Annotated in this window: 14 protein-coding genes; 7 read left to right on the plus strand and 7 right to left on the minus strand. The window is 70.2% G+C overall.

The window, feature by feature from the left end; all coding sequences use genetic code 11:
* Positions 1-54 precede the first annotated feature (54 nt).
* The 3 genes from egtB to ACE3OG_RS11875 all read left to right on the plus strand — a co-directional run bounded on the left by egtB (position 55) and on the right by ACE3OG_RS11875 (position 3,240).
* The gene (gene egtB / locus ACE3OG_RS11865) at positions 55-1,332 is read left to right on the plus strand and encodes an ergothioneine biosynthesis protein EgtB (protein WP_374308865.1); all 1,278 of its coding nucleotides are present in this window, start codon (positions 55-57) and stop codon (positions 1,330-1,332) included.
* A complete protein-coding gene (gene egtD, locus ACE3OG_RS11870) occupies positions 1,332-2,330 on the plus strand; it encodes an L-histidine N(alpha)-methyltransferase (RefSeq protein ID WP_374308867.1) in 999 nt (332 codons plus the stop codon). The genes egtB and egtD overlap by 1 nt, the downstream gene beginning before the upstream one ends.
* A 238-nt stretch (positions 2,331-2,568) precedes the next feature.
* Positions 2,569-3,240, plus strand: a complete 672-nt coding sequence (locus tag ACE3OG_RS11875) for a sterol desaturase family protein (RefSeq protein WP_374308869.1) — start codon at positions 2,569-2,571, stop codon at positions 3,238-3,240.
* Between the two features lie 3 nt (positions 3,241-3,243).
* Here the strand turns inward: ACE3OG_RS11875 and ACE3OG_RS11880 are convergent, their stop codons facing one another.
* Complete coding sequence (locus ACE3OG_RS11880) at positions 3,244-4,404, minus strand: glycosyltransferase (protein ID WP_374308871.1); 1,161 nt, start codon at positions 4,402-4,404, stop codon at positions 3,244-3,246.
* A gap of 309 nt (positions 4,405-4,713) precedes the next feature.
* Between ACE3OG_RS11880 and mutM the strand changes: the two genes are divergently transcribed.
* Positions 4,714-5,589, plus strand: coding sequence for a bifunctional DNA-formamidopyrimidine glycosylase/DNA-(apurinic or apyrimidinic site) lyase (gene mutM / locus ACE3OG_RS11885; protein ID WP_374308873.1), 876 nt, complete (start codon positions 4,714-4,716; stop codon positions 5,587-5,589).
* Between the two features lie 7 nt (positions 5,590-5,596).
* On the opposite strand, the gene ACE3OG_RS11890 is transcribed toward mutM, so the two are convergent.
* Positions 5,597-6,385 carry a L,D-transpeptidase gene (locus tag ACE3OG_RS11890; RefSeq protein ID WP_374308875.1) on the minus strand — a complete coding sequence of 263 codons (789 nt, stop codon included), beginning with the start codon at positions 6,383-6,385 and terminating at the stop codon, positions 5,597-5,599.
* Between the two features lie 219 nt (positions 6,386-6,604).
* Here ACE3OG_RS11890 and ACE3OG_RS11895 point away from each other — a divergent pair, with 219 nt between their 5' ends.
* A complete protein-coding gene (locus ACE3OG_RS11895; protein ID WP_374308877.1) occupies positions 6,605-7,207 on the plus strand; it encodes a PadR family transcriptional regulator in 603 nt (200 codons plus the stop codon).
* Positions 7,208-7,231: 24 nt separating this feature from the next.
* Here ACE3OG_RS11895 and ACE3OG_RS11900 read toward each other — a convergent pair whose 3' ends face one another.
* On the minus strand, positions 7,232-8,239 hold the full coding sequence (locus ACE3OG_RS11900) for a phosphoribosylaminoimidazolesuccinocarboxamide synthase (RefSeq protein WP_374308879.1): 1,008 nt from the start codon (positions 8,237-8,239) through the stop codon (positions 7,232-7,234).
* A gap of 8 nt (positions 8,240-8,247) precedes the next feature.
* Positions 8,248-10,068: a translational GTPase TypA gene (gene typA, locus ACE3OG_RS11905; RefSeq protein ID WP_374308881.1), complete on the minus strand. Its 1,821-nt coding sequence runs from the start codon at positions 10,066-10,068 to the stop codon at positions 8,248-8,250.
* Between the two features lie 220 nt (positions 10,069-10,288).
* On the opposite strand from typA, the gene ACE3OG_RS11910 reads away from it, so the two are divergent.
* Positions 10,289-10,513, plus strand: coding sequence for a hypothetical protein (locus ACE3OG_RS11910; RefSeq protein WP_374308883.1), 225 nt, complete (start codon positions 10,289-10,291; stop codon positions 10,511-10,513).
* A 307-nt stretch (positions 10,514-10,820) separates the two neighbouring features.
* Here ACE3OG_RS11910 and ACE3OG_RS11915 read toward each other — a convergent pair whose 3' ends face one another.
* Together ACE3OG_RS11915 and cysG are read right to left on the minus strand one after the other, a co-directional pair.
* Positions 10,821-12,161: a TAXI family TRAP transporter solute-binding subunit gene (locus tag ACE3OG_RS11915; RefSeq protein WP_374308885.1), complete on the minus strand. Its 1,341-nt coding sequence runs from the start codon at positions 12,159-12,161 to the stop codon at positions 10,821-10,823.
* Between the two features lie 20 nt (positions 12,162-12,181).
* On the minus strand, positions 12,182-13,651 hold the full coding sequence (cysG, locus tag ACE3OG_RS11920) for a siroheme synthase CysG (RefSeq protein WP_374308887.1): 1,470 nt from the start codon (positions 13,649-13,651) through the stop codon (positions 12,182-12,184).
* A 222-nt stretch (positions 13,652-13,873) separates the two neighbouring features.
* On the opposite strand from cysG, the gene ACE3OG_RS11925 reads away from it, so the two are divergent.
* Positions 13,874-14,677 (plus strand): transporter substrate-binding domain-containing protein, encoded by an 804-nt coding sequence (locus tag ACE3OG_RS11925; RefSeq protein ID WP_374308889.1) that lies wholly within the window; start codon positions 13,874-13,876, stop codon positions 14,675-14,677.
* A 7-nt stretch (positions 14,678-14,684) separates the two neighbouring features.
* Here the strand turns inward: ACE3OG_RS11925 and ACE3OG_RS11930 are convergent, their stop codons facing one another.
* A complete protein-coding gene (locus ACE3OG_RS11930) occupies positions 14,685-15,272 on the minus strand; it encodes an SCO family protein (RefSeq protein ID WP_374308891.1) in 588 nt (195 codons plus the stop codon).
* Between the last annotated feature and the right edge of the window lie 50 nt (positions 15,273-15,322).

Here is a 15,322-nt window from a genome sequence, read left to right on the forward strand (position 1 = left end):
TTCGCCGTTGGTAGCGGACGAGCCGCAAGCGGCGCCATCGGAGGCTCAGACCGAATGAACGCCCCCGCCCTGCGATCCAGCGGCTTCCAGCCTTCCCTCGCCCGAGACCTGCGCGCGGCCCGCGCGCGGACGGCGGCGCTCGCCGCGCCCCTGACGCCGGAGGACCGGACGACGCAGGCGCATGAGGACGCGAGCCCGACGAAATGGCATCTCGCCCACACGACATGGTTCTTCGAAACCTTCGTGCTGGCGCCGTTCGCGCCGGGCTACCGCCTGTTCGACGAGCGCTTTCCCTATTGCTTCAACTCTTATTACGAGGCCGTCGGAGCGCGTCAGCCGCGCCCCTCGCGCGGGCTGCTGTCGCGCCCCTCCTGCGCCGAGGTCGACGCCTATCGCGCTCATGTGGACGCGGCGCTCGAGGCCTTCGTCGGCGACGGCGAGAGGCTCGAGGATGCGGAGACAGCCGCCCGCCTCGAGCTCGGGCTCAACCACGAGGAGCAGCATCAGGAGCTGCTGCTGACCGACATTCTCGCGCTGTTCGCGCGCAATCCGCTGCGTCCGGCCTATCTCGAGGGCGAGCCCCCGCGCGCGCGGCGCGAAGCGGAGCCGTTGCGCTGGGAGGCGTTCGCGGGCGGCGTCTTTTCCGTGGGCGCGCCCGCGGCGGGCTTCGCCTTCGACAACGAGCGGCCGCGGCACGAGGTCCTGCTGCGCCCCTTCAAGCTCGCCGACCGTCCCGTCGTCAACGCCGAATGGCTCGCCTTCATGGAGGACGGCGGCTATGAGACGCCCTCTCTCTGGCTCGCCGACGGCTGGGCGCGCGTGAAGGCGGAGGGCTGGCGGGGGCCTGACTACATCGAGCGGCGCGACGGCGCCCTGCTGCAGATGACGCTGCGCGGTCTGCGCAGCCTCGATCCGGCCGCGCCCGTCGCCCATGTCAGCTATTACGAGGCCGACGCCTACGCGCGCTGGGCCGGCGCGCGGCTGCCGACGGAGGCCGAATGGGAGGTCGCGGCGGAAGGCGTCGAGGTCGACGGCGACATGGTCGAGGCGGGCGCGCTGACGCCGCGTCCGGCCGCGCCCGGAAAAGGGCTTCGCCAGATGTTCGGCGACGTATGGGAATGGACGCAAAGCGCCTATTCGCCCTATCCCGGGTTCCGCGCCGCCGCCGGCGCGCTCGGCGAATACAACGGCAAGTTCATGTGCTCGCAGCAAGTGCTGCGCGGCTCGTCCTGCGCGACGCCGCGCCGCCATGCGCGCAGAAGCTACCGCAACTTTTTCTACCCGTGGCAGCGCTGGCAGTTCGCCGGGCTGCGCCTCGCGGGCGACGCCTGATGCTGGACCTCGTCGAAGCCGTCGCCGCGCGGCGCGAAGCGTCCGATCCGGACGCGGCGACGGTCCTGCGCGGCCTCTCCGCGCCGCAAAAATCGTTGCCGAGCCATCTCTTCTACGATGCGCGCGGCAGCGCGCTGTTCGAGGAGATCACGCGGCTCGAGGAATATTATCCGACCCGCGTCGAGACCGCGATCCTTGACGAGGCCGCGCCGCAGATCGCCAGCCGCACGCCGCAGGGCGCGGTGCTCGTCGAATATGGCTCAGGCTCCAGCCGCAAGACGGAAATCCTGCTCGAGCGCCTGCCGCAGCTCGCCGCCTACGCGCCGATCGACGTCTCGCGCAGCGCGCTCGAGGAGGCGAAGGCGCGGCTCGCGCGGCGCTTCCCGAGCCTGCGCGTCGAGCCGACGCTCGGAGATTTCGCCGCGCCCCTGCGCCTGCCGGCGGACCTCGCCATGCGCCCGCGGCTCGGCTTCTTCCCCGGATCGACGATCGGAAATTTCACGACGCCGGAAGCGCGGGACCTGCTCGGCCGCATGGCGGCGGGGCTCGGCGCCGGCGCGCGGCTGGTGATCGGCGCAGACCTGTTGAAAGACCCTTCGATCCTGATTCCGGCCTATGACGACGCGCAAGGCGTCACCGCCGCCTTCAACCTCAACATGCTGGAGCGGATCAACCGCGAGTTCGGCGCCGACTTCGATCGTTCGCGCTTTCGCCACGAGGCGCGCTTCAACGAGGCGGAAGGACGCGTCGAGATGCATCTCGTCAGCCTGCGGGCGCAGCGCGTCGTCGTCCTTGGCCGCATGTTCTCTTTTACGGCCGGCGAAACGATCCACACCGAGAACTCGGCGAAATATTCGATGCGCGGCTTCCACCGTCTCGCGGCGAGCGCCGGCTGGACGCCCAAACGCACGTGGATCGACCGCGCCGGCCTGTTCAGCGTGCATGAACTGGCGGCGGAGGTCCAAGATTTCGCCGCCGACGGCCGCGTCGAGCGATGAACACGGCAAGAAAAAGACGCGCCTGAACAAGCGCGCGAAGCTTGCGCAGACGCCTCGCGCGGTCTCCGGCCCGGCCCGGTAAATTTTTGTTTCAACTTGTGTTGCGCGCCGGCGCCGCGTCGAGGGCGGCTTCAAGCGCGCGGGCGCGCGGCGCGGCGTCTCGTCTTTTCCGACCTTCCGATTTTCTTCAAGCTGCCTTATGACGACGCCATAAAGCCACGCGCGAGCGGAAGCGGTCATGACGCAGATCAAAAGCAATTTCGACGACGAGGCCCCTGCGGGAGTCGATCGGCTCAGCGCATCGCCGCGCCTGTTCGAGAACGATCTGCTCGACAAGCTCTCCCGCGTGCACTGGTCGACGCCGCTGTTCATCTATACGCCGGTCGTGGCGCTGCTCCTTTACGTGAGCCTCAAGGCCCTGAGCCCGCCCGCCGTCGCCGGCGCCGCGGCGCTCGGCTATCTCATCTGGACGCTGACCGAATATTTCGGCCATCGCTTCCCGTTCCACTACAAGCATCCGAGCAAGATCGGGATGCGGCTGCATTTCCTCGTCCATGGCGTCCATCACGACCACCCGAACGATCCGCTGCGCCTCGTCATGCCGGCGCTGCTGTCCGGCCCGATCATGCTCATCGCCTTCGTCGTGCTGCGCCTGATCTTCGGCCTGCCGCTCGCCTATCCGGTGCTGATGGGCTTCATCGTCGGCTATCTCGCCTATGACATGGTGCATTACTACACCCACCACGCCAATCCGACGACGCGTCTCGGCCAGACGCTGCGCCGGCTGCATCTGATGCATCACTTCCGCGATCCGAACCGCGGCTTCGGCGTCGCGGCGCCGTGGTGGGACTATGTGTTCGGCACCCAGCACGTGAAAAGCCGCCGCCGCGACGAGAGCGGGCGGGCGTAAGGCTCAGACCTTCTCGCCTCGCGAGGCGCCTGGTCCCGGCGCGAAAGGGCCGACGCGGGCGTCGAAGCGCCGGTCGGCCCAGACCACCTGATGCGTGGCGAAGCCGCGCAGCCATGCGGCGAGGGCGAGGATCTCACGCCCTGCATAGGCGAGCGGCGACCAGGGCGAAATCTCCCAGCCCTTGAGCGCGGCGAACGCCGTCTCGGCGCAGAACCAGCCGACGAAGGTCAGCCCGAAGCCGGCGCCGGGCGAAAGGCCGACGAGCGGAGCGGCGAGCGCCGCCGCCGCCGCCGCGGGCAAGGGGCTCGCCATCGGCTCCAGCGCATAGGTCGCGACATTGGCCCTGCGGATGACGGCCCAGCGCGCCTGACGCTGAAACACGTCGTCGAGGCTGCGCGCGCCGATTTCCTGGCGCAGCGTGCGATGGGCGAACACGGTCTTCATGCCGAGCTGCGCGAAGCCTTCGGCGAGCGCCGTGTCCTCGGCGAGATTGCCGGCGAGCGCGCTGACGCCGCCAAGGCGCTCGAGGTCGCTGCGGCGGAAAAGCATGGCCTTGCCGACGCCAAAGCCTGCGCCGAGCGTCGAGGCGGAAAGCAGCAGCCGCGCATGGGCGTTGAGGATGCTCGCCTCGATGCGCGCAGCGTAGGTTTGCGGCCCGAACGCGACCGGAACGCCGACGACGAGGCCGACGCCCGGCGTCAGATTGCGCACGAAAGCCGCCATCGCGTCGGGAGCGAGCGCGACGTTCGAATCCTTCGTCATCACGAGGTCGCAACGCGCCTGCACGAGCGGCGCGGCGATGTTGTTGAGCTTGGGGCTCACCGCGAAATTCGCCTGCGAGTGCAGGAAACGACAGCTGCGCTCCGGGTGGGCGCTCGCGATCGCGCGCATGGCGTCGAGCGCCGGCGAGCGCGTCTCCGCCGCGCTCACGAGGACGTCGTAATCAGGATAGGCCTGCGCGAAGATCGAGCCCTGCGTCGTGGCGAATCCCGCGTCGAGATGCTTGACCGGCAGGATCGCCGTGACCGGAGGCGTCGCGCCGGCGCGGGCGCGCCGCCCCTGAACGCGCGGCTGGATCAGGCCGCACGCCAGCGAGAGGAGAAACAGGCCGATGGCGAGGAGCCACCAGGCGGCGCCGAGAAAACTCAGGATCGTCAAACTCATCCATCCATTCCGGGCGCTCGCCCCGCGCAGGGCGCAAGACGTTCTGGCCTCATGAAAGCATCACGCTCATTCATTTTCTGTATTGTTCCGTGATCTCAAAGCAGAGACCAGCCATGCCCACGCCGATCAGCCTCGCCGAGAAGGATTTGAAGCGCATTGATTCGGTCCGGACTTCGCGAACAGGGTCGTCGTCGCAGCTGGAAACCTGCAAGTGAGCGCTTTACAGCATTTTGACGAAAAAATCGCCATAGGCGAAAATGCGGATCGTCGCCGCGCCACGCCGGCGGCTTCTCCTGCGCGCCGGAGCCCATGCCCGAACTGCCCGAAGTCGAAACCGTCCGCCGCGGGCTCGAGCCTGCCCTCGTCGGCGCGCGCATCCTCGCCGTCGAGCAGCGGCGCGCCGACCTGCGCTTTCCCTTTCCCGAGCGCTTCACTGAGCGCCTCGCCGGCCGCGCCGTGACGGCGCTGCGGCGGCGGGCGAAATATCTCGTCGCCGAGCTCGACGACACCAACGCCCTGCTCATGCACCTTGGCATGTCCGGCTCGTTCCGCATCGAGGCGGCGGGCGCGGCGAAGCACCTGTCGCCCTGCGGGCCGGCGAAAGCCGAGGCCCACGACCATGTCGTCTTCAGCCTCTCGACGGGCGGACGGATCATCTACAACGACCCGCGCCGTTTCGGCTTCATGCAGATCGCGGCGCTTGAGGACGTCGAGGCGCACCCGTTGTTTCGCCGCCTCGGCCTCGAGCCGCTCGGCGGCGGGCTCGACGGCGCGGCGCTGGCGCGCCTGTTCGCGGGCAAGGCGACGGCGCTCAAGCCGGCGCTGCTCGACCAGAGCCTGATCGCCGGGCTCGGCAACATCTATGTCTGCGAGGCGCTGCACCGCGCCGGCCTCTCGCCGAACCGCGCCGCCGGAACATTGGCGCTGAAGTCCGGCGCTCCCGCCGCCGGGGCGCGCCGCCTCGCGGCGGCGATCCGCGACGTGCTCGAGGAGGCGCTCGCCGCCGGCGGCTCGTCGCTGCGCGACCACCGCCAGGCCGACGGCTCGCTCGGCTATTTCCAGCACAGCTTCCGCGCTTACGGCCGGGAGGGCGAGCCCTGCCCGACGCCGGGCTGCGCCGGGTTCATCAGGCGGATGGCGCAGGGCGGCCGCTCGACCTTCTACTGCGCCGCCTGCCAGAGGTGAGCGCGCGTCAGCGCGTCGTCGTCGCCGGCGCCGGAGAGGCGGCTGCGGCCACCTTGACCGGCGTCGGCTGCGCGGAGCCGAGCACGACGACCTTCGAGCCGATGTGCGTGCGGTTGTAGAGGTCCATCACGTCCTGATTGACCATGCGGATGCAGCCCGAGGACACGCTCTGTCCGATCGTCCAGGGCTCGTTGGTGCCGTGGATGCGATAGAGCGTGTCCTTGTTGCCCTGATAGAGATAATGCGCGCGCGCGCCGAGCGGATTGCTGGGGCCGCCGGCCATGCCGAGGCCGCTCTGCAACTGGGCCATCTGCTTCGTGAGCTCGGGCCGGCGATCCAGCATCTCCTTCGGCGGATACCAGTCCGGCCATTCCTGCTTGCTGTTGATCGTCGCGTCGCCGGACCAGGCGAAGCCCTCGCGGCCGACGCCGACGCCGTAACGCATCGCCGTGCCGCCCTGCTCGACGAGATAGAGATAATGCGCCGCCGGATCGATCACCACCGTGCCCGGCGCCTCCTTGCCGGAATAGGCGACGCGGGCGCGCCGGAACGCCGGCTGGAGATCGGCCTGCTTGACCGCCGGCACCGTGAATTTGCCGTCCTTCGCCTCGCCGTACATCGTGCTGAAATCGCCGGCGGGGCCAAGCGAGGCGCCGGCTCCGGAATCGCCGGAGGCGGGAGCGGGCGCGGGAACGGCGGAGGCCACGGGACCCGGCTGGCTGCCGACGCAGCCGCCTAGAGCAAGCGCCGTCGCGGAGGCGGCGAGCATGAGAGAGCGGCGGATGGGGAGTGTCATGGCGCGATCACGGAGGTTGAGGATGGGGGCGAGGACGCACCCTAAAAGAGAACCTGCGCGGCCGATATGGCGAATAGGCAACGGTCAGGAAATCTTTAACCGTGATTTCGCCGCCGCGCCGCCATCTTTCCCGCGATACGGGCTTGCAATCCGCAAACTTCGATATATCTTTTTGTTCGATATATCGAGATAGGATCGATATTGAACGAAAGAAATCACATGAGATGTCATCCCTTTTTCCACGCCTTCTCCCGCGGCGAGGACTGGGGCCGGCGCGAGCCTCCCTTCGCGCGCGGCTTCGGACGGCGCGGCCCGGACTTCGACGGCGGCCCGAAGGGCGGCCCCTTCGGCGGCCCCGGCCGCCGGCGCATGTTCGACCAGGGCGATCTCCGCTTCGTCGTGCTGAAGCTGATCGCCGACAAGCCTTCGCACGGCTATGAGATCATCAAGGCGATCGAGGAGCGCGTCGGCGGCGCCTACGCCCCGAGCCCCGGCGTGATCTATCCGACGCTGACCCTGCTCGAGGAGATGGGCGCGATCGCCGTCTCGCAGACCGACGGGCCGCGCAAGCTCTACGCCGTCACGCCCGAGGGCGAGGCGACGCTGCGCGACAAGGAGAAGGAGGTCGAGGCGATCTTCGCCCGCATGGAGGACGCGCGCGCGCGCCACGGCGGCGGGCCGGCCCCGCAGATCCTGCGCGCGATGGAGAATTTTCGCACGGCGCTGCGGCTGCGGCTTTCGCGCGGACCCCTGAGCGCAGACGAGGTCGCGCGGCTCGCGGCGATCCTCGACGAGGCGGCGAAAGGCGTCGAGAACGCCTGAGGCGACGCCCTTCCCGCTCGCGGCTCAGCCCGGAAAGAGAAAGGCGAGGGCGGCGCGGATGCGCTCGAGCGGCGGCTCCGGCGTCCCGTCGGGCCCGGCCTCGGGCAGCGCGAAGGCGCGGCCCGTGATCGTCTCGAAGATGCGGATATAGGTCGCCGCCGCCTCGAGGATCGTGCGCTCGGGGATCGGCGGGACCTCGTCGCGATAGGGGTCGCAGCGGGCGCTGACCCAGTTGCGGATGAAGTCCTTGTCGAGGCTGTCGGGCGGCGCGCCGGCGGCGAAGCGCTCCGGATAGACGTCGGCGAGCCAGAACCGGCTCGAATCGGGCGTATGGATCTCGTCGGCGAGGATGAGATGGCCTTCGACGTTGAAGCCGAACTCATACTTCGTGTCGGCGAGGATCAGGCCGCGCGAGGCCGCAAGCTCCCGGCCGCGCGCGAACAGGGCGAGCGCCTTCTGCGAGATGTCCTCCCACTGGCGCGGCGTGAGCAGGCCGCGCTCGAGTATCTCCTGCGCGCCGAGCGGGGCGTCGTGATCGCCGTGGCCCGCCTTGGTGGTCGGCGTCAGGATGGTCTGCGGCAGCTTCTCGTTCGGCCGCAGCCCGTCGGGGAAGTCGATCCCGTACATGCGGCGCGCGCCGGCCTTGTACATGGTCAGGATCGAGGTCGCCGTCGAGCCGGCGAGATAGTCGCGCACGACGATCTCGACCGGCGCCATCTCCAGCCGCTCGACGATGACGACGTTGGGGTCCGGATTGGCGCGCACATGGTTCGGGCAGAGGTCAGCCGTCGCCTCGAACCAGAAGCGGGCGATCTCGGTCAGCACCTGCCCCTTGAAGGGAATCGCCGCGAGATTGCGGTCGAAGGCGCTGACCCGGTCGGTGGCGATCAGCACGCGACGCCCGTCCGCGAGATCGTAGTTCTCGCGCACCTTGCCGCGATAGAAATTCGGCAGCTCGGGAATGAAGGCGTCCGGCAGGACATAGCCGGCGTAGGGCGCGAGCGCGTCGGCGTCGATCCGGGTCTCGCTCATGGCGGCGCTCAGGCGCTTTCCCTGGCCCGCACGGCGCGCTTGCGGTCGTTGGGGTCGAGATGGAGCTTGCGCAGGCGGATCGACTTCGGCGTCACCTCGACGAGTTCGTCGTCCTCGATATAGGCGAGCGCCTTCTCGAGGGTCATCTTGATCGGCGGGGTGAGGCGCACCGCCTCGTCCTTGCCGGCGGCGCGGATGTTGGTGAGCTGCTTGCCCTTCAGCACGTTGATCTCGAGGTCGTTCTCGCGCGTATGCTCGCCGACGATCATGCCGCGATAGACCTTCCAGCCGGGCTCGATCATCATCGGCCCGCGGTCCTCGAGCTTCCACATCGCGTAGGCGACCGACTCGCCGTTGTCGTTGGAGATCAGGACGCCGTTGCGCCGCCCGGAGATCTCGCCCTTGTACGGGGCGTAGCTGTGGAACAGGCGGTTCATGATCGCCGTGCCGCGCGTGTCGGTGAGCAGTTCGCCCTGATAGCCGATGAGCCCGCGCGTCGGCGCGTGGAAGACGAGGCGCTGGCGCGCGCCGCCCGAGGGGCGCATCTCGATCATCTCGGCCTTGCGCTCGGCCATCTTCTGCACGACGACGCCGGAATATTCCTCGTCGACGTCGATGACGACCTCCTCGATCGGCTCGAGCAGGGTCTTGCCGTCCTCGCCCTTCTGCAGCACGACCTTCGGCCGCGAGACGGAGAGCTCAAAGCCCTCGCGGCGCATGGTCTCGATCAGGATGGCGAGCTGGAGCTCGCCGCGGCCGGAGACGACATAGGAATCCGAGCCGGGCGAATCCTCGATCTTCAACGCGACGTTGCCCTCGGCCTCCTTGTAGAGGCGGGCGCGGATGACGCGGCTCGTCACCTTGTCGCCCTCGGTGCCGGCGAGCGGGGAGTCGTTGACCGAGAAGGTCATGGAGAGCGTCGGCGGGTCGATCGGCTGCGCCTGCAGCGGCTCCGTGACTTCCGGCGCGCAGAGCGTGTCGGCGACGTTGAATTTTTCAAGCCCCGCGATGGCGACGATGTCGCCGGCCTCGGCCTCCTCGATCGGCGCGCGCTCGATGCCGCGGAAGGCGAGGATTTTCGAGACGCGCCCCTGCTCCAGCACCTTGCCGTCGCGGTCGAGCACCTTCACCGCCTGGTTCGGCTTGACCGAGCCGGCGAAGACGCGGCCGGTGATCAGGCGGCCGAGATAGGGGTTCGCCTCGAGCAGCGTGCCGAGCATGCGGAAGCCGCCCTCCTCGACCTTCGGCTCGGGGACGTGCTTCAGCACGAGGTCGAACAGCGGGCCCATGCCGTCCTTCGGGCCGTCGGGGTCCTCGGCCATCCAGCCCTGCTTGGCCGAGCCGTAGAGGATCGGGAAGTCGAGCTGCTCGTCGCTCGCGTCGAGCGCGGCGAAGAGGTCGAACACCTCGTTGACCACCTCGGTCACGCGGGCGTCGGGCTTGTCCACCTTGTTGACGGCGACGATCGGCCGAAGGCCGATCTTGAGCGCCTTGCCGACCACGAACTTGGTCTGCGGCATCGGCCCCTCGGCGGCGTCGACGAGGACGATGGCGCCGTCGACCATGGAGAGGATGCGCTCCACCTCGCCGCCGAAATCGGCGTGGCCGGGCGTGTCGACGATGTTGATGCGCGCGTCCTTCCAGGCGATCGAGGTCGCCTTGGCCATGATGGTGATGCCGCGCTCCTTCTCGAGGTCGTTCGAGTCCATCACGCGCTCGGCGACGCGCTGGTTCTCGCGGAAGGCGCCGGACTGCTGCAGCAGCCGGTCGACGAGCGTCGTCTTGCCATGGTCGACGTGGGCGATGATGGCGATGTTGCGCAGCTTCATTGTGTCTGATCGAATCCGTCGAAAATGCGATAGGGGCCGTCGGCGCGCCGGCGAGGCCGGGCGCCGCGGCCCTTTCCGCCCGACGCCCGCCAAGGGGCGCAGTCAGGGTTTCCCAGCGTATTGCGACGCAATATAACAGAAAATCCCGTCCGGGAACATGGAATCGCCGGCGCCCCTTCCTACCCCAAAGCGCGCGCCGGCGCGAGACGATCGGACGCCTATGGACGCGCTCACGCTTTTCGGACTTTTCGCCGTCACGGCCATGCTGGTGTGCTACGCCCTCGAAGCGCGAAGCCGCTGGTTCATTCTCGCCTTCGCCGGCGCCTGCGCGCTCGGCTCGATCTATGGCTTCCTGCAAGGCGCCTGGCCGTTCGGCCTCGTCGAAGGCGTGTGGAGCTTCGTCGCGCTGGCCCGCTTCATGAAAGCGAATGAAGGGACGGCCTGACGCCGCGTCGCCCGTCGTCGTCGCGCGGCGCAGCCTTGTCGCGGGAGACGCCCGAAAAGACGCGCCCCCGGGAGGGAGCCATGAAGCGCGACACCCGCGCCGTCGTCGTCATGGGCGTCTGCGGCTGCGGCAAGAGCTGCGTCGGCGCGGCGATGGCGCAGCTTTGCGGCGGGCGCCGGTCGCGGCGCTCGCCGCGAGCGCCGCCGCGTGGCTGCGCGCCTCTTGCGAAGCGGCGGACGCCGGCCTCGCCCGAGGCAGATGAGCCATGGGCGAGCCGTCGCACGACGCCGACGCCATACTCGAGCGCTCACTCGCCGACGAGGCGCGGCGGCGCGAAGCCGCCGCGGCCGGGGCCCGGGCCGAGGACGGCGCGGCGGTCGGCGATCGCCTGACGCGCCTGCGCCAGCGCGAGGTTCGCGGCGGCGGCGCGGGCCGCGGCCGCCGCATGGTTCCAGTCATGGGCGAGCGCGCGCTCGAGGATGGCGTCGGCGTCGCGCTCGAGGGCGTCGAGCGCCTCGGGCTTTTGCGCCTGCCGCGCGGCGCGCATGATGGCGAGAAGGGCGGCGAGGATCTCGTCGATCTCGCCGCCGCGCTGGCGGCGGAAGCGCGCGGCGAGCGCCGCCCCGGCGGCGCCGAGCGTGCTCGCCAGCATGGCGCCGACGTAGATGAAGTCGCTGTATTTATCGAAGAAGGTCTGCTCCTCGTCGTCGAGATAGGCGAGCGCGCCGGGATGGGCCGGCGGCGTCGCGCCCTTGTCGGTCGAGGGCGGCTCGATGCGGTTGGCGAGCGGCTCGCGCAGGGCGAGCGAGGGACGGGCCGACAGGAACAGCTCGGTCAGCTCCGAAACGACGTCATTGTCGAGGCTGTGGCGGGCGATCAGCCGCGTCGAGACGCCGAGCGTGTCGAAGCTCTCAGCCGGCTTCGGGATCGCGCCGCCGAAGGCGCCGCGCAGCACCTCGACCGACTCGAAGTTGGGCAGGCGCTGGGCGATCGCCTCCGCGTCGGGGATCGGGATGAACACGGGCGGCCCGCCGCCGGCCGCGGCGACGGCGGCGACCGCCGCGTCCATGCCCTGCGCGCCGGGCGTGTCGATGAGGAGGGCGGCGTCGGCCTCGTGACGGGCCAGCGTCTCGCCGAGCTCGCCCGGCGCGACGAACACGCGGCGCACGGCGGCTGGAGACACGTCGTATTGCTCCAGCGCCGCGTCGAGCAGCGACTGCCCGCCATGCCGTCCGGCGCGCACCGTCTCGACCACCGCGACGCGCTTGCCCCTGAGATCGGCGACCTGGCGCAGCGCGGAATTGGCCGGAGCCATCAACACGGCGGCGTTGCGCCGCATGATCAGCACCGTCTGGCCGGCGGCGGGCAGCGCGACGTCCGCGCGCACCACGGCGAGGTCGACGCGCTCCTCCTCGAAGGCGCGCGCGCTCTCGGCGAGCGAGTCGACGGGAAAGAGCTTCAGCCGCACGCCGCTGCGCTCCTGCGCGAAATCATGCGTCGCGGCGACGAGCACGTCCCTATCGTCGCCTTCGCGGGTCACGGCGACGCGCAGCACGACGGGGCGCTCGTAGAAGTAAAGCGCAAGGCCCGCCGCGCCGACGAGCAGCGCCGCGGCGGCGGCGGCGATCAGGACGAAGCGGGTCGGCATCGCGGTCCTCCCCCGGCTCTTCAGGCGCCCGGCTCGCGCGGCGGAGCGCCTTCGCCCGCCGATGCGGCCTCGCCCGCGGAGCCGCCGCCGAAGACGGCGCCGATCATGACGAGGCAGGGCCCGGACGGAGCGAGCCTCGCGCCGAGCTCCGCGAGGTCGGCGAGCGTCCCGGCCGCGCGCCGCTCGTCGGCGCAGGTCGCGCGCTCGACGATGAGCGCCGGCGCGGCGGGGTCGGCGCCATGGGCGAGCAATTTTTCGCGCAGCGCGCCAAGCATCCGGGCGCCCATGTAAACGACGCTGGTCGCGCCCGGATCCGCGAGCGCGCTCCAGTCGAGGTCTTCGGGCAGGCGCCCGTCGCGGCCGTGGGCGGTGACGAACTGCAGCCGGCGCGCCCGCGCCCGCTCGGTGAGCGAGATTTTCAGCGACGCGGCAGCGCCGAGCGCGGCGGTGACGCCGGGAACCACCTCGACCGGCACGCCGGCCGCGTCGAGGGCGGCGATCTCCTCGGCGGCGCGGCCGAACACCATCGGGTCGCCGCCCTTGAGGCGCACCACCCGTTCGCCGGCCTGCGCCAGGGCGATCATCCGCGCGACGATCTCGTCCTGCTTGCAGGAGGGACGATAGCCGCGCTTGCCGACCGGAATCTTGCGCGCCTCGCGCCGCGCCATGTCGAGGATCTGCGGCGCGACGAGATCGTCGTAAAGGATCACGTCGGCGCCCTGCAGCAGCCGCAGCGCCTTCAGCGTCAAAAGCTCGGGATCGCCCGGCCCGGCGCCGACGAGAGCGACGCTCCCGACGCCGCGCCGCTCGCCGGCGCGGGCGCAGGCGAGCAGCGCGTCGAACTCGTCGGCGCGCGGCGCGGCGCCCGAGAAGACGCGGTCGTTGAAGCGGTCCCAGAAGCGTCGGCGCAGCTCGGGCTCGGGCCGAAGCGCCTTGAGCGGAGCGCGGAAAGCCTGCGCGGCGCGCGCCCAGTCGCGCAGCCGCGCCGGCAACAGCGCCTCGATGCGGCCGCGCAGCGCCTGCGCGAGGATCGGCGAGGCGCCCGCCGTCGAGACCGCGACGACGACCGGCGCGCGCTCGACGACCGCGCCGAACTGGAAATCCGAGGCCGCCGGCTTGTCGATCACATTGCAGGGAACTCCCCGTGCGCGGGCGGCGTCCTGAAGGCGGCGCGCCGCCTCGAGGTCGGCGCAGTCGGCGACGACGAGCGCGGCGCCGTCGAGATCGCCCTCGACGAAGGGGCGGCGCAGCAGCCGCACGGACGGGCGGCGTCGGGCGAGGTCGACGAGGCCGTCGCAGGGGGCGGAGTCGACCACGTCGACATGGGCGCCGGCGGCCTGCAGCAGCTCGGCCTTCCACAGCGCCGCGTGCGAGCCGCCGGCCAGCGCGACGCGCCGTCCGGACAGCGCGAGGAACGCCGGCAGCAGCGGCAGGTCGCCGATCAGCGGCGCCGCGGCCGCCTCCGGCCCGTCGGCGCCGCCGCTGGCCAAGGCGGGCGCCTCATTATAGGGTTGCGTCATCGTCCTGACCGAGCGTTCGCCGGGCCGACCGCTTCATGGCACATTCCTGCGACGGCGCATCCCTTGGCGAACCCTTCCAATTCCATTCCCGCTCCAGACGCCGGCGAGGCGAGACGCGCGCCGGCCCGCGATCCTAGCAGCGCCCGCCGCCCTCGCGCCAGCGTCGCGGTTTTCGCGCGCGCGTCGATCTTCTTGCTCGCCGCGTCCTCATGCGTCGTTCCCTGCCGGGCGGAGGAACCGTTCACGCCGAATTTCTCCGATCCCCAGGCGCGGCTCGAAAAGCCCGACCTTGGCGCAAGACAAAGCCTGCGCTTCATCGCCGACGACGATTTCCCGCCATTCCATTCCGCCGCGCCGGGCGGCGGGCTCGCGGGCTTCGACGTCGACCTCGCACGCGCCGTCTGCGAGACGCTGAAGCTCTCATGCACGATTCAGGCCCGCCGCTACGACACCTTGCGCGAAACGCTCGAAAAGGGCGAGGCCGACGTCATTCTCGGCTCGATCCGCGTCGACGCGAAATCGCGCGAGACGCTCGACTTCTCGCAGCCCTACGCCCGCGCGCCGGCGCGTTTCGCCAGGCTGCGCCAGAGCCCGCTCGTCGAGGCGACGCCCGAAACGCTGCGCGGCAAATTCGTCGGCGTGATCGCCAAAAGCGCGCATGAGGCCTATCTCGCCGATTTCTTCAAGGCCGCGACGCGCAAGCCCTATCCTTCCCTCGAGGCGCTGACCGCGGCGCTGAAGGCGGGCGAGATCGACGTCGCCTTCGCCGACGGAACCGCGCTGAGCTTCTGGCTGCAGAGCGGGGACGGCCAGTGCTGCGCCTTCTCCGGCGGGCCCTATCTCGAATCGCGCTACTTCGGCGAGGGAATCGCCTTCGCCCTGAAGAAGGACGATCCGGCGCTGCGGCAGGCGCTCGACTACGCGCTGGCGCAGCTTTTCGCCAGGGGCGTCGCCGCCGACCTCTACCTGAAATATTTCCCCGTCAACGTCTATTGAGGCGCCTTCAAAGATAGGCGGAGAGCTCCTTCGCCACGTCGGCGGCGGGGCGCTCCAGATTGAGCGCGCCGATGAAGCGGCCCTCCCGGTCCATCAGATAGACGACGCCGGTGTGGTCCATGGCGTAGCCGCCCGAGGCGTCGGGCGGATTCTTGCGGTAATAGGCGCGGAACGCCCTGGCCGCGGCGCGGATCTCGCCGTCCGTCCCGGTCAGCCCGACGATGCGCGGATCGAAGCTCGACAGATAGTCCTTAAGCGCTTCCGGCGTGTCGCGCTCGGGGTCGACGGTGACGAACAGGGCGCCGATCTTCGCGTCCTTCCCCAGCGCCGCGAAGGCCGAGGAGATTTGCGCCAGCGTCGTCGGGCACACGTCCGGGCAATGCGTGTAGCCGAAGAAGACGAGATGGGGCTCGCCCTTCAGGCCGGCGTCGGAGAAGCGCGCGCCCTGCGTCGTCGCGAGATCGAAGGGCGCGCCGATCGCGGCCGCGCCGGCGGCGCGCTCGGGGCCCCGGCTCAGCACATAGGCCCCGGAGATGACGAGGCCGAGGCCGAAAAGGCCGAGGATCAGCAGGAGGGAGCGGGTCGCCGCGGTCATTCGCGCTCCACTAGCAGATCGCGCGGCGCCCTCCAAGCGCCCGCGCTCCC

This window comes from Methylocella sp., assembly GCF_041905455.1.
GTDB lineage: Bacteria > Pseudomonadota > Alphaproteobacteria > Rhizobiales > Beijerinckiaceae > Methylocapsa.